At 32.4% G+C, this 20,246-nt stretch carries 16 protein-coding genes; 8 read left to right on the forward strand and 8 right to left on the reverse strand.

Going from position 1 to position 20,246, the window contains the following annotated elements; genetic code table 11:
- The first annotated feature begins 2 nt into the window (after positions 1-2).
- A complete protein-coding gene (locus MBM09_RS04295; protein ID WP_238675625.1) occupies positions 3-2,285 on the forward strand; it encodes a glycoside hydrolase family 11 protein in 2,283 nt (760 codons plus the stop codon).
- 82 nt (positions 2,286-2,367) lie between these two features.
- Here the strand turns inward: MBM09_RS04295 and MBM09_RS04300 are convergent, their stop codons facing one another.
- The gene (locus MBM09_RS04300) at positions 2,368-3,255 is read right to left on the reverse strand and encodes a dienelactone hydrolase family protein (protein ID WP_238675626.1); all 888 of its coding nucleotides are present in this window, start codon (positions 3,253-3,255) and stop codon (positions 2,368-2,370) included.
- Between the two features lie 126 nt (positions 3,256-3,381).
- On the opposite strand from MBM09_RS04300, the gene radC reads away from it, so the two are divergent.
- The 6 genes from radC to MBM09_RS04330 are packed head-to-tail and all read left to right on the forward strand — an operon-like array spanning position 3,382 to position 8,922.
- Positions 3,382-4,080 (forward strand): DNA repair protein RadC, encoded by a 699-nt coding sequence (radC, locus tag MBM09_RS04305; RefSeq protein ID WP_238675627.1) that lies wholly within the window; start codon positions 3,382-3,384, stop codon positions 4,078-4,080.
- Positions 4,080-5,381 carry a polysaccharide deacetylase family protein gene (locus tag MBM09_RS04310; protein WP_238675628.1) on the forward strand — a complete coding sequence of 434 codons (1,302 nt, stop codon included), beginning with the start codon at positions 4,080-4,082 and terminating at the stop codon, positions 5,379-5,381. Before radC ends, MBM09_RS04310 begins: the two co-directional genes overlap by 1 nt.
- Positions 5,371-6,060: a YjjG family noncanonical pyrimidine nucleotidase gene (locus MBM09_RS04315; protein WP_238675629.1), complete on the forward strand. Its 690-nt coding sequence runs from the start codon at positions 5,371-5,373 to the stop codon at positions 6,058-6,060. Before MBM09_RS04310 ends, MBM09_RS04315 begins: the two co-directional genes overlap by 11 nt.
- A 36-nt stretch (positions 6,061-6,096) precedes the next feature.
- The gene (locus tag MBM09_RS04320) at positions 6,097-6,657 is read left to right on the forward strand and encodes a hypothetical protein (protein ID WP_238675630.1); all 561 of its coding nucleotides are present in this window, start codon (positions 6,097-6,099) and stop codon (positions 6,655-6,657) included.
- Positions 6,654-8,063, forward strand: a complete 1,410-nt coding sequence (locus MBM09_RS04325; protein WP_238675631.1) for a DUF5723 family protein — start codon at positions 6,654-6,656, stop codon at positions 8,061-8,063. Before MBM09_RS04320 ends, MBM09_RS04325 begins: the two co-directional genes overlap by 4 nt.
- The gene (locus MBM09_RS04330; protein ID WP_238675632.1) at positions 8,053-8,922 is read left to right on the forward strand and encodes a hypothetical protein; all 870 of its coding nucleotides are present in this window, start codon (positions 8,053-8,055) and stop codon (positions 8,920-8,922) included. The genes MBM09_RS04325 and MBM09_RS04330 overlap by 11 nt, the downstream gene beginning before the upstream one ends.
- A gap of 13 nt (positions 8,923-8,935) precedes the next feature.
- Here the strand turns inward: MBM09_RS04330 and MBM09_RS04335 are convergent, their stop codons facing one another.
- Positions 8,936-10,219 (reverse strand): replication-associated recombination protein A, encoded by a 1,284-nt coding sequence (locus MBM09_RS04335; RefSeq protein ID WP_238675633.1) that lies wholly within the window; start codon positions 10,217-10,219, stop codon positions 8,936-8,938.
- 131 nt (positions 10,220-10,350) lie between these two features.
- On the opposite strand from MBM09_RS04335, the gene MBM09_RS04340 reads away from it, so the two are divergent.
- Positions 10,351-11,079, forward strand: coding sequence for a rhomboid family intramembrane serine protease (locus MBM09_RS04340; RefSeq protein WP_238675634.1), 729 nt, complete (start codon positions 10,351-10,353; stop codon positions 11,077-11,079).
- Here MBM09_RS04340 and rlmB read toward each other — a convergent pair.
- From rlmB to MBM09_RS04370, 6 genes are all read right to left on the reverse strand, one after another.
- Entirely contained in the window at positions 11,076-11,810 is a 735-nt protein-coding gene (gene rlmB, locus MBM09_RS04345; protein WP_238675635.1) for a 23S rRNA (guanosine(2251)-2'-O)-methyltransferase RlmB, read from the reverse strand. The two genes, MBM09_RS04340 and rlmB, sit on opposite strands and share 4 nt — an antisense overlap.
- Positions 11,811-11,900: 90 nt before the next feature.
- Complete coding sequence (locus tag MBM09_RS04350) at positions 11,901-12,635, reverse strand: hypothetical protein (protein WP_238675636.1); 735 nt, start codon at positions 12,633-12,635, stop codon at positions 11,901-11,903.
- 18 nt (positions 12,636-12,653) lie between these two features.
- The gene (locus MBM09_RS04355) at positions 12,654-14,570 is read right to left on the reverse strand and encodes a S8 family serine peptidase (RefSeq protein ID WP_238675637.1); all 1,917 of its coding nucleotides are present in this window, start codon (positions 14,568-14,570) and stop codon (positions 12,654-12,656) included.
- A gap of 83 nt (positions 14,571-14,653) precedes the next feature.
- Positions 14,654-16,090: a RagB/SusD family nutrient uptake outer membrane protein gene (locus tag MBM09_RS04360; RefSeq protein WP_238675638.1), complete on the reverse strand. Its 1,437-nt coding sequence runs from the start codon at positions 16,088-16,090 to the stop codon at positions 14,654-14,656.
- 11 nt (positions 16,091-16,101) lie between these two features.
- Entirely contained in the window at positions 16,102-19,245 is a 3,144-nt protein-coding gene (locus MBM09_RS04365; RefSeq protein ID WP_238675639.1) for a TonB-dependent receptor, read from the reverse strand.
- Positions 19,246-19,729: 484 nt separating this feature from the next.
- Positions 19,730-20,230: a lipid-binding protein gene (locus MBM09_RS04370; protein ID WP_238675640.1), complete on the reverse strand. Its 501-nt coding sequence runs from the start codon at positions 20,228-20,230 to the stop codon at positions 19,730-19,732.
- Positions 20,231-20,246 lie beyond the last annotated feature (16 nt).

Genomic DNA, 20,246 nt, shown 5'->3' on the forward strand with positions numbered 1-20,246 from the left:
ACATGAAAAACAATTACAATGGAAAACTTATCAATCTGGCAATTGATAGGTCTTCAAAACTTGTTTCTTGTGTTTGCATTAAGCAAGCAAGAGGGAAAACAAACTTTTTAAAAACAAGTATTAAAGCGCTTCTGTCTTTTGCTTTTTTATTCATGAGTTTTAATGAAATGACAGCTCAGACAATCTGTAATAACGAAACAGGTAGTCAAGGTGGTTATACCTATGAGTATTGGAAAGATCAAGGTACAGGATGTATGGATCTTGGTTCTGGAGGAACATTTACAACAGATTGGAACAATATTAATAATCTGTTGGCGCGAAAGGGTTTAAGACCGGGTTCAATGAATCAAACCGTAACCTATGGTGCAAACTATCAACCTAATGGAAATTCATATTTATGTGTTTATGGATGGACAACCAGTCCATTAGTAGAATACTATATTGTAGATAGCTGGGGAAGCTGGAGACCACCAGGAGGAACTCCTAAAGGTACTGTAACTACCGATGGGGGAACTTACGATATTTATGAAACAACAAGAACACAGCAACCTTCAATAGAGGGTACACAAACCTTTCAACAGTATTGGAGTGTTCGTACTTCAAAAAGAACCAGCGGAACAATATCAGTAGGGAACCACTTTGCAGCATGGGAGAACGCAGGCATGAATATGGGTAATCTATATGAAGTTTCTTTTTGTGTAGAAGGCTATCAAAGTAGTGGAACATGCGATGTTTATGAAATGACAATGGGAACTAGTAGTGGAAGTGGAGGTTCTGGAGGATCAGGAGGTTCTGGTGGTGGAGATCAAGGTAGTGGAAACATAACAGTTAGAGCTCGTGGTGTAGCAGGTGGCGAAAGCATAAATGTTTTAGTAGGAGGAACTGTTCAAGATACATTTATATTAGGAACAAGTTATGCTAACTATTCAGTATCAGGTTCAGGAAATGTACAAGTAGAATTTACCAATGATGGAGGAGATAGAGATGTTCAGGTAGACTATATTACTGTAGATGGTACAACGTATCAAGCCGAAGATCAAGAAACCAATACAGGGGTTTATCAAAACGATTCTTGTGGAGGTTCCTATAGTGAAACTATGCATTGTAATGGTTACATAGAGTTTGCAGTTGGTAATGGAGGCGGAATTTGTGATCCTTCAACAATAACTCATTATGTTAGTATAAATGATGGTTCTTGGGATGGCATGACAAGTATTTCTGTAAATGAAGGCGATAAAGTAGAAATTGGTCCTCAACCAGAAAATGGTGGTTCATGGAGTTGGACAGGTCCCAACGGATATTCAAATTCATCAAGAGTAGTTACAATTAATAGTGCTTCTGCTTCAAATGAAGGAACTTATTCAGCAACTTATACAAACGATTGTGGAGCAGCTTCAACAAGTTCAATTGCACTTTCAGTAAATGCATCTAGCGGCGGAGGAAATAATGGAAGCGGAAATATAACCGTTAGAGCCAGAGGTGTTGTAGGAGACGAAATAATCAATGTACAAGTAAATGGTTCTACAGTAGATACATTTACTTTAGGTACTAGTTATTCTGATTATTCTGTATCAGGTTCTGGAACTGTTCGTGTTGAGTTTACAAACGATGGTGGCGATAGAGATGTGCAAGTAGATTATATTACAATAGACGGTACAACGTATCAAGCTGAAGACCAAGAAACCAATACAGCTGTATATCAAGATGGAAGTTGTGGTGGCTCTTATAGCGAAATGATGCATTGTGGGGGTTATATAGAATTTGGAGGTTCTAATTCTGGTGGAAACACAGGCGGTGGAAATACTGGAGGCGGAAACACGGGAGGAAGTTGTTCAGGTGCTCAAACTTGGACTTCCTCAGGGGTATATCCAACTGCTGGAACACAAGTGGTTTACAATGGGAATATATATGAAAATAGATGGTATTCTAGCGGTCAAAACCCTGAGCAAAACTCTGGTCAATGGCAAGTATGGGTATTAGTTGGTCCTTGTAATTCTTCCACAAAAGCAAGTAATTCTAAAAAAGTTGAAATTACTTCGGAGCAGAAAGATATTCAATTTGCGATTTATCCATCACCTTCACCAGATGGTAAATTCCAAATCTTATCCGTTAACAAAATTGAAAATGTAAAAATCTATGATATGAATGGAAGATTGATTAAGCATATTCAATCTGGAGAGAAATCAATTGAGAGACTTGAACTTAAAGTTAATTCTGGAATGTATATAGCTAATTTTGTTACCAAAAATGGAGACAAAATTATAAAGAGACTTATTGTTAAATAAGTGTAGTTTTAGTAGAAGCAAAAGCGGATATTCTTTAATGAGTATCCGCTTTGTTTATTTAGGAATATATTTTTGTAATTAACTATTTCAACTTTTCTTTAAAAAAAGCTATAGTTCTTTCCCAAGCTAAAGTAGCTGCTTTTTCGTCATATCTAGGTGTTGTATTATTATGAAATCCATGATTGACGCCTTCGTAAAAGTGAGCCGTATATTCTACATTATTTGCCTTAAGAGCCTTTTCATAATCTGGCCAACCGGCATTAACACGTGTATCTAATTCTGCAAATTGTAGTAGTAATGGTGCTTTTATTTTTGCAGCATCTTCAGCAGATGGTTGCCCACCATAAAACGGTACTGCAGCTTTTAAATATGGTACTCTTACAGCCATCATGTTAGATATCCAACCACCAAAACAAAAACCAACAACTCCAATATTACCGTTACAATTTTCATGAGTACTTAAATACTCAAACGCAGCAATAAAATCTTCAAGCATCTCGTTTCTATCTCGCTGACGTTGTAATGCTCTGCCATCATCATCGTTTCCAGGATAGCCACCTAAAGGTGATAATGCATCTGGTGCTAAAGAAATGAAACCCTCAAGGGCTGCACGTCTTCCAACATCTTCAATATATGGGTTTAGTCCACGGTTTTCATGTACAACAATTATTCCGGGTAATTTAGTGGTAGTTTTATCAGGCATTGATAATAATCCTTTTATAGTACCTCCACCTTTGGGTGATTCATAATTTATATATTCAGATTTTAGGCGTTCATCATCTGGTTTTACCATCAGAGTCTTTATGTAATCTGGGGAGATAAAACTTAGTAAAGATGAAACAGTAATTCCACCAACAGCATATATTGATAATTTCTCTACAAATTGGCGTCTGTCAATTTTATTGTGGGCGTAATAGTCATACAAATCAAATACTTCTTGACTTATATCTTCTTTTTTTAGTGGTTTCATAAGTTTATATTTATTAAATGCAATTCGCCAATAATCATTTTAGTTGATATCAACTTAATTGTTTTGGCTCATTTCATAATTTTGGTTTTTATTGCTTCTCTAATTTACAATATTTATCTTTAGTGCATGACAGAAAAAACACCTTCGTTTTCAATAAAAAACTGGAGTCAAGACGATCAACCTCGCGAAAAATTACTTTATAAAGGAAAAGCGGCTTTAAGTGATGCCGAATTAGTAGCTATTTTAATAGGTTCGGGAAATAGAGATGAAAGTGCTGTGGCACTATGCAAACGTATTTTAGCAAGTGTAGATAATAATTTAAGTGAATTAGGAAAGTTATCTATTAAACAACTCATGGAGTTTAAGGGTATTGGTGAAGCAAAAGCTATTACTATTGCAGCAGCTTTAGAATTAGGAAGGAGAAGGCGAGGAGAAGAAGCTTTAGAAAAGAAGAAAATAACATCCAGTAAATCAGTTTTTGAACTCATGCAACCCATTATTGGTGAACTAGAGCATGAAGAATTCTGGATAATTTACTTAAATAATTCCAATAAAGTCATTCAAAAAAATCAATTAAGTAAAGGAGGTATAACAGGCACTTTAGTAGATGTGCGATTGGTATTAAAAAATGCCCTTGAGGTTGGTGCGACAGGTTTAATACTAGCCCATAATCATCCTTCGGGAACATTAAAACCAAGTGAAGCCGATAAACAGATTACAAATAAATTAAAAACAGCGGCACAAAGTTTAGATATAAAAGTACTTGATCACTTGATTATAACAGAAAAAGCATACTTTAGTTTTGCAGATGAAACCTTACTATAATGCTTTTAGTTTACACACATAAAATATCACCACGCTTAAAATATGTTTTTAAACATATATGTACTCGCATTTTGGGTTTAGAGGTAAGATTTACAACCAAAATAGAAGAATTTATCGCGCATGATAGTTTAAAAATGTCGTACACCAAACAACAACTTGGTAACGAGTTTTTTATAAAAAGTCATGAAATATTATTTGAACAAGGACTTAATGATGTGGAGATTAATATTCAAAATTGGGAGGATACGAAGTGTTTCTTTTTTAACGGTGATAAAAGTGCTATTCCTTTTGATATTTTTTCGGCATCTTTTTATTTGCTAGCACGATATGAAGAGTATTTGCCACACGTAAAAGATTCTTATGGACGATTTACTGCTACAGAGAGTTTAGCTTACAAAGAAGGGTTTTTACGTCAACCTGTTGTAGATATTTGGGCATACAAATTTAAAGACGCTTTGCAAAGACAGTTCCCTGAATTTAAATTTCCAGTTAGAACTTATAGCATAAAACCTATAATTGATGTGCCAACAGCTTACAACTACAAGCTAAAAGGTATTATAAGAACTTTAGGAGGTACAATTAAAGACCTTTTTAGCTTTAAATTTAGAAGTTTATATCACAGGTTTATGGTAATACTTGGTTTCATGCACGATCCCTTTGATACCTTTAAGTATATTATAAACAGGCAAAAGCATGTTAGTTTTAAGTTTATATTCTTTTTTTTAATAGGCGATTATTCTACTTATGACAAAAGTATAAACCCTAACAAAAAGAAGTTCGTGTCACTTATTAAACATGTAGCAGATTACTGTAATGTAGGTTTAAAAGCTTCTTTTTTTGCATTAGATGATATATCAATTTTAAAAAAGGAAAAGTTAAGAATGGAAGAAATTTTAAATACAAGTTTAAAAGCTTCAAGACAATCTTTTTCTAAACTTAATTTGCCAGAATCTTACAGAAACTTGATAGAATTGGAAATACAAGAAGATTATACAATGGGTTATGTAAACCATATAGGTTTTAGAGCAGGCTCTTGTACGCCATTTTTATTTTACGATCTAGATTATGAAGTGCAAACCCCATTACTAATAAACCCATACCACGTAATGGACTATTCATTATTAAAAAACCAATCTTTATTAGATAAAAAGAAGGTTTTAAATGAACTTATTAATGAAGTGAAAAAAGTTAATGGTGAATTTGTTTCTGTATTTCATAATTATACTTTTAGTAATGATGTTAAATGGAGCGGATATAAAGAATTGTTTAATTTAATTTTAGATTCAACACATGAAGCTTAAAGGAATAACAGATGTGTTTTTCGATTTAGATCATACCCTTTGGGATTTTGATAAAAATTCAGCATTAACATTTGAAAAAATATTCAATATTAATAATGTAAATGTTAGTATTAATGATTTTTTATTACACTACGAGCCAATAAATCTTAAATATTGGAAACTTTACAGAGAAGAAAAAATTGAAAAAGAAGCATTACGTTTTAGCAGGTTAAATGATGCTTTTTTGGCTATAGATTTAAAAGTTGAAAAAGAGCTTATTTATAAATTATCAGAAGATTATATCACACATTTAACATCATTTAACCACCTATTTAAAAACACCTTTGAGATTTTAGATTATTTAAGCCTGAATTATAAGCTCCATATTATAACCAATGGTTTTGATGAGGTACAGCATAAAAAGTTAACTAAATCTAACATTCATCAATATTTTAAAACTGTAACAAATTCCGAAATGGTAGGTGTTAAGAAGCCAAATCCTAAAATATTTAATTTTGCTCTAGAATTAGCTAAAACCGAAGTTAACAAAAGTATTATGATAGGAGATAGTTATGAAGCTGATATATTAGGTGCACAAAACATTGGGATGGATGTTATTTTTTTTGATGTAAATAATATGGCAATAAATGCTAATATTAAGCAGGTTAATAATTTAATTAGCCTAAAGAACTATCTGTAATAAAATAGTTTGAATAAAAAATCGTTTTTAAAATCTATGGTTATAGAAAAAGTTAAAAAGATTTGTTTTACAATTTGCTGTTTAATTTTTATCTCTTCTTGTGTAGAAGATATCGATTTTGATCAAGCTAAAGATTTTGAAGTTACACCTGTTGTAGAATCTAGCCTTATTTTTTTTGATGAGCCAGCCAATACGTTTCTTGATAATGGAAATGAAATTACCGTTATTCAAGATTTTGTAATTATAGATTTTTTTAATGATGAATTTATAGATGATAATTTAGTAAAAGCAGAATTTGTATTTGAAACTATTAATACAATAGACAGAGCTTTTGAATTACAAGTAGGTTTATTTGAAGGAGGCCAAATACAACATACTTTTACTATTGCACAAGAAGCCTCTGTCAACAATGAAGAGGTGTTTACAAGCCATACAGAAACTTTTGAAGATAATACCCTTGAAGCTTTAAAACGAACCAACATATTAGTTTTTACACTTAGGCTACTTCCAGGCCAACCAATAGATCAAAATACAATAGGTAGAATTCAATTGAAATCTTTAGCGGCTTTCTATCTTAAAATAGGAGATTCTATATGAAAAACATAAGCACAATAATTATATTTATTTTGTCTTGTGTTTCGTTTTCTCAAAACAAGCAAATATTATATGGTTTTTCAGAAATACCACAATCTCTTTTACTAAATCCCGGAGGAAAAGTTAATAGCGATTGGCATTTTGGTGTACCATTATTATCGCATATTCATGTAAATGGAGGTTCATCAGGAGTTACGCTTTACGAGATTTTTGCAGATGATGGTATAGATTTTAATACCAAACTCCAGAATGCTGTGTATGGTATGAGTTCTAAAGATTTTATAAGTTTTAATCAGCAAATGGAAATTTTTTCAGGAGGGTTCGCTTTCGGAAAAACTTATGAGAAGAATGAATATTTAAGCTTTGGGTTATATCAGGAATTAGATTTTATCAACTATTTCCCCAAAGATTATGCAGTTTTAGCTTTAGAAGGAAATCAAAATAATATAAACAGAGTTTTTAATTTAAGTCATTTAAGCGCCTCAGCAGAATTAATTTCTGTTTTTCATGTGGGTTATAATAAAAAAGTAAATAATAAATTTACGTTTGGCTTTAGAGGGAAAATATATTCAAGTATTTTGAATGCAAACTCTACAAAAAACAAAGGAAGATTTGTAACCGTTCCTGGAGATAACAATTTTTACAAACATATTTTTGATTTAGATTTACAACTACGTACTTCTGGAATTGTTAGTTTAACTGAAGATGATTCAGATTTTGAAGTAAGAGATTTAACCAGTCGTATATTGTTTGGTGGCAATTTAGGATTGGGTTTTGATGTTGGTTTTACACACCAGATAAACAAACAATGGACTTTAGATGCTAGTTTATTAGATGTTGGTTTTATTACTCATAATAAAGATGTTGAAAATTATTCTGTAAACGGAAACTTTATTTTTGAAGGGATTAATCCCATTTTTCCAGAAACAGGAAGCAGTCAAACAGCCAATGAATATTGGGATGACATAGAAGACGATTTCGAAGAATTATTTGAAGTTGAAGAGACCTCAACTAAATATACAACATGGCGACCTGTAAAACTTAATGCTTCTTTAAATTATGCTTTTGGAGAAAAAAAAGAGAAGGAATGCAATTGTATTAAAGAAGATGTAGGATATTTAAATGAGGTAGGAGTACAATTATTTGCAATGAGCAGACCAAAGCAACCACAAGTAGCTTTAACCACATATTATTACAGAAGATTGTTTAAAGGGTTAAGGGCAAAGGCTACATACACCTTAGATTCGTACTCGTTTAATAATATAGGATTGGGTTTATCTGCGCACTTAGGAAACATGAATTTCTATGTAATGGCTGATAATTTTTTACAATATAAAAACATTTATAACGCACAAAGTGTATCTTTACAATTAGGGTTTAACTATATATTTAATAAAAATGAAGACTAAGTTTTTTTCAATACTAATTACATGTTTTGTTGTATCATCTGTATTTTCTCAATCGAGTTTAAATAATTATAAATATATAATTGTACCAAATAAATTTGATTTTTTAAAGGAAAAAGACCAATATCAATTAAATTCCTTAACACAATTTTTATTCAATAAATATGGTTTTGAAGCAGTTATGGAAGGTTCAAACTATCCAGAAGACTTAAGTAGAAACAGATGTTTAGCTTTAGAATCTGATGTCTTAAAAGATTCTGGAATGTTTAAAACAAAATTAAAGGTAGAACTTAAAGATTGTAATGGTAAATTAGTTTTTACTTCAGATGTTGGAGAAAGTAGAGACAAAGAATTTAAAACAGCCTATAATTTAGCCTTAAGAGATGCTTTTAAATCTTTTGAAGTTGTAAATTATAAGTATGAACCAAATGAAAAAATAACAGCTTTAGCGTTTCCAGAAACTGAAGCAAAAAAAGAAGTTACTCAAGAAATAAAACAATTAAAACAAGAAATAGAGCAACTTAAAAAAGATAAGGAAACTAAAGTTGTTGCAGTTGAGAAAACTGCTGTAAAGACACCAGTTGTAAAACCAGAACAAATAGCATTTAAACAAGAAAAACCAAAAAAAGAAACTGTTATAGAAGGATTCTCTAATGTATTATATGCTCAGGAAATTCAAAACGGATTCCAGTTGGTGGATAGTTCTCCAAAAGTGGTATATAGAATTAAAAACACAAATTTAAAAGATGTGTTTTTAGTTGAAAATGAAAGTGCTATTATCTACCAAAAAGATAATAATTGGGTTATAGAATATTATATTGGTAGTGTTTTAAAGCAAGAGGAGTTAAACATTAAGTTTTAATTTAACTCAAAACTTAATAACCATACTTATCTTTCCAACGTTGTTTTAAAAACTCGCGATGTGCATTTTCTCTTGCATTGTTTCCAGGGTCATAGAGTTTGGTGTTTTTAATATCGTCAGGTAAAAATTCCTGATTGGCAAAATTGCCTTCGTAATTATGTGCATACTTGTAATTATCACCATAACCTAACTCTTTCATAAGTTTTGTGGGCGCATTTCTAATTTCTAAAGGAACAGATAAATCACCAGTTTCTTTTACCAATTGTTGTGCAATACCAATTGCTTTATAAGATGCATTACTTTTTGGCGAACACGCCAAATAAGTAGCACACTGACTTAAAATAATTCTAGATTCTGGGTACCCAATAGTTGCAACTGCTTGAAACGTATTATTAGCAATAACTAATGCTGTTGGGTTTGCATTACCTATATCTTCACTTGCAGAAATAAGCATTCGTCTGGCTATAAATTTTACATCTTCGCCACCTTCAATCATTCGCGCTAGCCAATATACAGCTCCATTGGGGTCACTACCACGAATAGACTTTATAAATGCCGAAATGATGTCGTAATGCTGTTCTCCGGTTTTATCGTAACGCACCGTGTTATTCTGAACTTTTTGTAAAACTAATTTGTCAGTAATTTCAATAGTTTCAGCATCAAAAGAATTTACAATAAGCTCAAATATATTGAGTAATTTTCTAGCATCACCTCCAGAAAGTTTTAATAAAGCACTAGTTTCTTTAAGTGTGATAATTTTTTTAGACATTAATTCATCATGTTCAATTGCTCGATTTAATAGGGTTTCCAAATCAGCTTTATCAAAAGCATTCAAAATATAAACCTGACAACGTGATAATAAAGCCGAAATTACCTCAAAACTTGGATTTTCAGTAGTAGCACCTATTAAAGTAATCCAACCTTTTTCAACCGCTTGTAGTAAGGAGTCTTGTTGAGATTTACTAAATCTATGAATCTCATCAATAAACAAAATAGGGTTTTTTGTAGTGAATAATCCGCCACTTTGTTTCGCCTTTTCAATAACATCTCTAATATCTTTAACACCAGAATTTATGGCACTTAAAGTATAAAAAGGTCTACCAGATTCAGTTGCAATAATATTAGCAAGTGTGGTTTTACCTGTACCTGGAGGCCCCCAAAAAATCATAGATGGAATCAAACCCTGCTTTATATGCTGTGTTAAAACTCCATTTTTTCCAACCAAATGCTTTTGGCTCACATAGTCTTCTAAAACTTTAGGTCTTAATCGTTCTGCTAATGGTTCATTCGCGTTCATAAATGTAAAATTAAAAGAATTCCTGCGAAGGCAGGAATCTTATCTAGAATATTTCAAAATATTTTTTAAAATTAAAATGTCATTATAGCATGTAGTTGAGTTTTGGTAAGTTATTTGCTATCTTTAAATTTATGAGTAAGAACGAACACTTTAAATTTTCAACAAGGGTAGTAGCCTACCCTGTATTTTTTGTGCTAACTATTTGGTTAGTGTTTTGGTTTGAAGTACGTTTTGGTTATAATTTTAGTAAGTATGGTGTATACCCACAAACTCTTAAAGGTTTAAGAGGTATTTTATTAAGCCCTTTTATTCATGGTGATATTCAGCATATATATCATAACACAATTCCGTTGTTTGTGTTGTCTATGGCCTTGTTTTATTTCTATCGTGCCATCGCATGGAAAGTTATTTTATATGGCATTCTTTTTTCAGGTTTTTTAACTTGGTGTATTGGTAGACCCTCTTTTCATATTGGTGCCAGCGGTTTAATTTATGTACTTGTTAGTTTTACTTTTTTTAAAGGCGTATTTGCTAAACATTACAGACTTATTGCATTATCTCTTTTAGTTGTTTTTCTATACGGAAGTATGATATGGTATACTTTACCAATTAAAGAAGGTATTTCTTGGGAAGGACATATGTCTGGGCTGATAACAGGATTGTTATTTGCATTTTATTTTAGAAAAGCTATTGCAAAACCCAAAAAGTACGAATGGCAACAAGAGCATTATAATGAAGATGACGATCCTTTTTTAAAATACTTTGATGAAGATGGAAATTTTATAGAATCTATAGAACCAGAAGTTAATGATGAAAATCAAGTTATTAACTATTCTTACAAAGAAAGTAAAAAAGATTAACGACGTTGTCTTACAACTTCATATAAAAAGGCTCCACAAGCAACCGAGACATTCAAAGATTCAATTTCTCCAAGTAAAGGTAGTTTTGCTTTGGCATCAACAACTTTTAAAATAGATGGGTTAATTCCTCTTCCTTCTGAACCCATAATAATAGCACAAGGCTCAGTGAATGAAACATCATAAATTGTATTGTCAGTTTTTTCAGTTGCAGCAATCACTTTTATACCAGAAGCCTGCATATAAAATACAGCGTCTTTTATATGATCGACTTTACAAATAGGCACTTTAAAAACAGCACCAGCACTTGTTTTAATAGTGTCTCCATTTACAGGAGCACCGCCTTTTTTCTGAATAATGATTCCATCAACACCAGTACATTCAGCTGTTCTAATTATAGCTCCAAAGTTTCTTACATCACTTAATTGGTCAAGCAATAAAAATAAAGGTGTTTTTCCAGACTCCATTACATTCATTACTAAATTTTCAATATCATGAAATTCAATAGGAGATATTTGAGCAACAGCACCTTGATGATTACCTTTTGTAAGCCTGTTTAATTTTTCAACTGGGACATAAGACTTATTAATAGATTTCTTGTTTAATAAAGACTCTAATTCGTTAAATAAGTCACCATGTAGTCCTTTTTGTAGAAATACTTTATCAATCGTCTCACCTGCATTTACAGCTTCAATTATAGCTCTTATTCCGAATATTTGTGTTTGGTTTTGCATTGGGTTAAAGGTATAAAAAAAGAGACTGAATAAGCAGTCTCTTTTTAAATTATAAATATATTCTCTGAAATTTTAAAAATTCAGTTTTCGTTATTGTAATGAAAATGTAATAACTTCACCTGAATCGCTAACTCCAGCTGACGAATATAAAACAGTATCACCATATGTTATTGTATATCCAGTACCACCATCTCCATAGCAGTCTCCCATTAAGAATTGATAATCTCCACTTGGTAAGCAAAATGTTTTAACTGATGTAGATAATTCTACGTAACAATCACTTCCTTCATAGCCATCTCCTTCTAAAAAAACATCATTACTGTCATATAACTGCCAATAAGCTTCTTCTGGATAAGCATCAAAAGTAAATGAAATTATTACTTCGTCATAAGGACATACCTGTTTGAGATTTAGCGTAATAGGATCACTTTTAAATAATCCTTCGGCCTCTGAAGAAAGTTCAATAACTAGAACATCAGCTCCAGAAGGATTAACGTTAGAACCAACAACGTCAACTAAAAAGCTACCAACCGTACTATTGGCAGGAATTGTAACAGATGAAGGTATTGAATAAGCAGAAGCATCAGCTGTCGTCAAATCCGTATTCACTGAAAGGTTAAATGTTCTATCTGATCCTGAAGACTGAGATATTGCTACTTTAACTTCTTGTGAAGCATTTCCGGTAGGGTCAACACCAATCTGAAAATCAGATTCGAACCCAACAAAGTCAATGCCTGTAATTGCTGGTGTATCATCGTTTTCCTCACAGTTAGTGAACAAAGCAATGCTAAACATAACGGTTAATATAATTGCTATTTTTTTCATAATTTATAGAGGTTTAATTTATTTAATAATAATTTTTTTGATATATTTTGAATTTCCACTTGCGATATTTAAAAAATAAATACCTTTTGATAACTTCGAGGTATTGATAGTATAATTATCTGATAAACTTATAGGTAAATCATCTTTGAAAACTAAACTACCGTTAATATTGTATAACATTAATTTAGATGTTTCAAGAAGTGTTTTATACTGAATATTAATTTTAGTTGATGCAGGAATTGGCCAAACTTTTAAGGTAGAAAAAGCATTCTTTTTTGAACTTAATGTGAGGTTTGCACCTGTAATAATAATAGAAAAAGCTTGTGAGCTATTGGTTAAACTACCCTTATGCGTTACCGTTAAGGTATAATTACCTCCCACTGGACTAGCAATATCAATTCGCTCAATATTATCTACATTATTATCCCCTTTTATAGCAGCAGCAGCAACATTAGTGTTATCTAATTTCCATGGAGTAAAAATTGTACTACTTGCATCTTCTATTCTTAAATCTAAATCATTAACTAATCTAGGTGAAAGTATATTTCCTGGACTGGAAGATGTTGCTCCTGCAGGATCTGTCCAACAAATAGTTGCTCTTAATTCACTACTCGTGCCTGCTGAAAATTCATAGGTATAAGTGTCACCATCATTAAGAATTACTTCTCTGATTAATGAATTACCAGCATTATTATCTTGAATGATATTGGCAGCTGCTTCAGCGTCTAAAAAACCCCACCCATAAATAGGATCCGGTCCAGTTCTTGTATCATCTACTGCGGTATGACAAATTAAACCTTTTAAAGTTGCAGCTCTCATATAATTTGAGTTTAACTGATTGTAATACTGCTGAAGAAGAAGACAAGTTCCAGAAACATTTGGAGCAGCCATTGATGTACCACTAAATGTTGAGTAATCAGAATTATTTGCATTAGTAGATGAGTAAACGCTACTACCATCACCAGCAATATCAGGTTTTACCCTAAAATCATCTGTTGGTCCTTGGCTACTACCAGGATTGATATTCAATATAAAATTACCATTGGCCAATAAAAACGGGTTAGCATTGGCAACAATAAGTGCATTTTTAGCAGTTTTGTTTCCAGTTAATTTATCATAGCCAGAAGCTATACCGCCACTATAAGTATCGGTACCATTATTGCCAGCTGATTTAACAGGTAAGTAATATGGTGCTGCATATGCTACTTGATCCCAAACTCTGGCATCAGAAACATACGCACCAACATTAGCGGCACTAACACTAGATAAAGGAATGCCATAAGAATGATTAGATAAAAGTAAACCACTAGCAGCTTCAGTAGCTGCTTCAACATCATCACTATTCCAATCAAAGGATCTTAATAAAGCTTGTGGAGCCATACCTTTTGCATCAGCATCAACTCCTTTTGCAATAAGGGTTCCAGCAACGTGGGTTGCATGGTCACTAGTCGTGCCTATAAATGGACCTCCATTAAATTCTGGATACACAACACGTGATTGTGGTATTACCTGATTGTCTTCAAACTCATCGTGGGTTCCTAATGCACTTTCTTCATCCCAAACTCCTATAGACATGTTTTGTCCTTCAAGGTTCAAGCTTAAACTACCTCCATTATGCAATTTATCGGTTCTTGTGCCCTTTGCACTATTTATATTGGTAGTAGTTCTATATACAGGTTTACCATCTTGGATATCATAAATCACATAATTTTTGCCCCCAACTATAATTTTACGTTCGGCACCAAAATTAGCATTTAAATAAGCAGAAATTCGTTTTTCTTTAGCTAAATTTTTTTCCTTGAGTGTTTGTATAAGGTTTTCTATTTTCTCAATATCATAAGAAGCTCTTATTTTTTGACGTTCACCCTCAGTTTGAGCAAAGACTAAAGAACTAAAAATTAAAGTTAAAGAAAGAATAATGTATTTCTTTTTCATAAACAGTTTTTAATTTAGTAATACACTTTCATGTAGTAACACATGAAAGTGTATGTACCTATTATCGAATAAGAATAACCTTATTAGTTATTAATACTGTCATCAAAATTTGGGTTTGCATCAATTTCCTTTTGAGGAATCTTTAAAAAGAAAAGCTCACTATCTGCCGGTACATTGACTACAACACGGTGTTCAGGATCTCTATTAATAGGTAAACTATAACGCTTAGCGTCAAACCATTCTACACCTATCTCTGCATAAAGTTCCTTACGTCTCTCAATCAAAATCTCATCAAGAAGTGCTTGCCCAGTACTAGTTGTTTTAACTGCACTGGCATCTCTAGCACTTTGAAGATCAAATAATAAATCTTGGGCAGTACCTGTAGCTCCTTGATGGTATTGAGCTTCAGCTTCAAGAAGTACCATTTCAGATTTTCTCATTATTGGTAAATCTGCTTCAAATGTAAAATCAAATTTAGTAGTAATGAATTCTCTGTAAGGTGTAGTTGCAGCAACTCCATAAATGTCAAAGAATAACTTTCTAACATCTGTATCAGCAAATCTTTCAACAAAATTTCTGTTTACATAAGTAGCTTGGTATGATAAAACTAAATGATCAATCATTACATGAGGTGCAGCGTAATAAAAGTTTGTTTCATTAGAATCTTGATACATTGCCCATATCCATTCTTGATCTGTCATATCATCAAAACCAGCCCCCCAATTGCTAGACACAACAGCGGATGCAGCAGAACCACCTCCATATGCAGCTTTTGCTGCTGCAGCCATACCGCTCCAGTCGTCTTGAGTAACAGAAAGTACTCGAGCTAAAATACCGTTAGCCACTGCTTTATTTATATAACTTTTACCTAAACGATCCTCACCTAAGACAGGAATTGCTTCTTTAAGGTCAGATAAAATCAAGTCATATACATCACTTAGTGGACTAGGAGGATTACCTTCTGAAGCACCAGTAGCTGGTTCAGTATATATAGGTAATCTTGCTATAGATCGATTGTTGTTATAGTTAGGAGCAAATTCTAAAGCTAATTGAAAATAATGAAAAGCTCTTAAAACTTTACCAACAGCTATAAACTCTGCTTTAGAAGCATCATCTAAATCACTTTCCTGAACACCTTTGATTAAAACATTAGATTGATTAATTTGATCATAATTATAGTCCCAATTAAAAATAGTACGCCTGTAACCGGGCTCTCTGTTTTCATGACCATAATCAAAACGGTACCAATTTGGCGATTGAATTAAATCATTTCCTTTAATACTTCTTGCAAAATATAATGCATATAAGCCACCTGTATCTACTGTAGAATATTGTCTTCTAAAGTTTCTTAAAATTCCAGTGACGTAAGATTCTACTATAGATCTATCTGAGAATACTACATCAGCTGTTACACCATTGGTGTTTTTTGGTTCTTCTAGAAATTCTTTTGAACAACTGCTTAAAAGGATAACACCCATAAACAGAAGCAAAATTTTGGTTTTAATTAAATTATTTTTCATTTTCTTTTTTTTTAAAATTGTACAATTGCACCAGTTGTAATAGTCTTACTAAGTGGCGATCTATTGCTTGTTAATCCGTTGAATGCTTGTTCTGGATCAATGCCTTTATGTGATTGCCATGTTAAAATATTATCTGCTTGAATGAATAAACGGAAACTAGAAAGACCAATTTTTTCAGTTATAGAGCTAGGTAGGTTGTAACCAAAAGTTAAACTCTTTAAACGAACGTAATCATTATCAAACAAGAAACGCGTAGAACGAGATGCATGGTTGTTATTACCTGTTAACAATAATGGGTAATCTGAAATATCACCCGGTTGCTGCCATCTGTTTTGAGTATCTGTATGGTGCCCAACTCCTGGATTTTGGAATTGATTAATAAGACCAGAATAGTCTGTATCTAGTAAAGTACCACCAAAGCTAAAGTTTACTAATACATTAAGATCAAATTGTTTATACTTCATAAAACTTGTAAACCCACCAATAATATCTGGTAAGGAAGATTTTCCAATTTCGTAACGAGTAGCTTCATCATAAGCTTTTGTTGTAGTTCTTCCTATGACTTCACCTTCAGTATCTAGAACATCCTGATACCACATACCAAAACCATCAGCTGGATCTACACCTGCCCAATCACGAATATACCAATCAAAAATAGAATTACCTACTTTCCAAAGTTTAGAACCGTTAATAAATTCATCTTGAGTTAATTCAGTAATTTCATTTTTATCTAAAGAAAAGTTTAATCCAGTTGTCCATGTAAAATTATCAGTACTAACGTTTCTAGTATTTAATGATACTTCCCATCCATAATTCTTTACAGCACCTATATTAGTAATTATATTATCAACACCAGTAGATGAAGGGATTGGCTTCTCATAAATTAAATCAACAGATTCCTTTTCATAGTAATCTAAAGTACCAGAAACTATACCATTAAATAACTCAAAGTCCATACCAACGTTTAAAGATTCCGTTTTCTCCCAACTAATATTTGGATCAGCTACACCTGCTAAAAGAATACCAGTATTTCCTTCGTTATTCCATCCTAAATTAAAAATTGACTGGTAAGGGAAATAATCTTGTGTTGTCGTACCCGCAAATCTTATTCGATTATTTCCTAGTTCACCATAAGAACCTCTTAATTTTAAATAGTTTAATGTATTACTGTTTTCTAAGAAAGACTCATTAGATAATATCCAGCTACCTCCAACAGAAAAGAAGTCACCCCAGCGAGTATCCTCACTAAATCTAGTTGAACCATCACGTCTGTATGAACCTTCTATGAAATATTTTTGATTAAAATTATAAGCTAACCTTCCTAAGTAACTATTAATTCTCTCAGATACTACATTCCCTGTAACTGATTCTGGGGCTGTAGCACCATCAAGAACAGTTACATTTGGTAAATACCCTGTTCCTTGAGCACCTAAATTATCATACTCGAAGGTATAGGCTTCAGTAATTAAATCTGCAGAAATGCCGTGGTTTCCATAGGTTTTGTTGAAGTTTAATGATTGAATAGCATTTAATGTAGAGGTGATGTCTCTATCTTGGTCTACTCGACCACCAACACTTGATGCAAAACTTAACAAATCATCATCGAAACTATAAGAATCAAATAAATAATTTTCATAACTAAAATTGGTTCTAAACTTAAGACCATCAACTATTTGAATCTCTGCAAAAGCATTACCTAAATAACTGGTACGTCTTCTGTTTTCTCTTCCCAAATAAAGGTTTGCTAAAATGTTTTCACCTCCTCTAGCAGGTCTAACGCTGTTTACAGGCTGTCCTGCATTAGCACCATTACCTAAATCGTAAAATGGTTCTCCTGCTACATCAAATAGAAGATTTCCACTGGCATCTCTTGAATAAACAGGATATGCACTAGAAACTCCGTAAATCCAAGAAATAACTTGAGTTGTACTACCACTGGTTTGATCTGGGTTTCCTGAGTTAGATCGAGAAAAACTAGTATTAAACCCTATTTTAAGCCAGTCATTAACTTGAGATTCAACATTTGCTCTTGCTGAAACTCTTTCAAAGTTGGAACGTACAACAGGCCCTTCTTCATTTAAATAATCAAAAGAAACAAAATATGTTGTTCTATCGTCACCTCCAGAGAGATTTACATTATGGTTGGTTCTTAAATAATCTCTTCGTAAGATTTCTTCTTCCCAATTTGTGTTCCACAATTTATTGCTAGTTACTAAATTACCATTAGTATCAACAGGTCTATTTACATTGTAAGGATTATATCCAAAAAAGTCAACAAGACCAGCAGATGCATTTTCTGCAGCTTCCGAAGCTGATTGTCCAGATATATATTGATTTGAATTTCTAAGCGCTTCCCATGTTAATCTAAATTGATCATCTGTACTCAATAAATCATGTACTCCAACAGTAGGATTAGATAGACCTATTTGAGTTCTTACAGTAACTCTTGGGGCAGAATTTCGTTTCCCTTTTTTTGTTGTAATTAAAATAACTCCATTAGCACCACGTGAACCGTAAAGAGAGGTAGATGATGCATCCTTAAGAACAGTCAAAGATTCTATTTGATCTTGACTGATTGCATTTAAGTTACCATTAAACTGTGCACCATCTAAAATAATTAGAGGAGATGCATCAGCATTAATACTAGAAAAACCTCTAATTCTTATTTCAGGATTATTACCGGGTTGTCCTCCAGCAGTAAGTAAATTTACACCTGGTACAGCTCCTTGTAAAGCTCTAAGAGGAGATGTTACTTGCTGGGTTTCAATAACCTCACTACTAACAACACCTACTGACCCTACAATAGATTGTTTTGTTTGGGTACCATATGCAACAACTACAACCTCATCTAGGGTTGAAATATCTTCTCGCATTGTGACATTGATTGTATTAGATGCTCCAACAGTAACTTCTTTATTTACATAACCAACAAAACTATAAACAAGTGTAGCTCCTTGCCTTGCTTGTATTGAATATTTACCATCAAAATCTGAAGATGTACCTGATGAAGTACCTTTAACTAAGACAGTTGCTCCAGGAAGCGGTAAACCAGATTCGTCTGATATAGTACCTGAAATTGTCTTTTCTTGTGCAAACGTTAGTTGCACAACAAACGCTAGTAATAGCGTTAAAATTCCACTAAACTTTGTTTTCATTTTATAATTATTTGAATTAGTCTACGTCAAAAATCTCAATAAAAAGTTAATAAAGCAATAAATAAAGGTTAAAATTTATTTTCCAAAGAGAAAATTTAGGAAAAAATTAGGAAATTAACTACAGTAAAATTAATAATTGAGACATTATTTTGAATATGGCTAAGAAATTTATATTTTTTTAATGAATGATAAAACATTAATAATACCAAAAACAGAGAGTTGATGGAATTTTTTACGTTTTAGCTTCTTAATTAATAGGTAGATAAGTTTTAGTAATTGATTTCTTATTTAATAAAGAATCCGATTCGTTAAATAATTCACCGTTTAATTCTTTTGAATAAACACTTAGTCATTCATTTCATCAGTATTCGTAACTTCAATGATAGCTTTACCAAAAATTTGTGTTTTTTCTTGCAAGAAGTAATGGTATAAAAAAACCACCTCAATTGAGGTGGTTTTTTTGTAGTTATATAGATCTGCCTCGTTAAGGTAAATCATCAATTTTAGCTGTGCTTTTATATCCAGAATATTCCCAAATTTCACCTGGAATATCAGAGAATTCTGCTTTAAAAGAAATGCTGTCTACAACATCTCCACTAGGTGTTGTTGCACCTCCTTTAACAATTTGACCTTCAGTGATAGTTACTGTTACGTCGTAATAAAGTTCTTCTAAATCTGTACCACCAAACGTCAAGGCTTCAAGATTTAATGGAACTTTAGCTTTCAAGCCCCAACTGTGCTCTTGATCATCTAACCACATTAAGTTTGCATCATTAGCTGCAGTATTGTAAATACTAATGGTATTAGTGCCAGCTGGATCTCCATCATAGATCATATCTACAACCCATGTTCCTGTAATTTCACTAATAACTATATCACTCTCATCAGGTAATGATTCGACTTCATCACATGAAATGAATGATGTAACAAATATTATGCTAACAAATAGGAAGCTTAATTTTTTTATTATTGATTTATATTTCATCTTTTATTTTTTTTAT

It is taken from the genome of Flaviramulus sp. BrNp1-15 (genome assembly GCF_022259695.1).
Taxonomy (GTDB): Bacteria; Bacteroidota; Bacteroidia; order Flavobacteriales; family Flavobacteriaceae; genus BrNp1-15.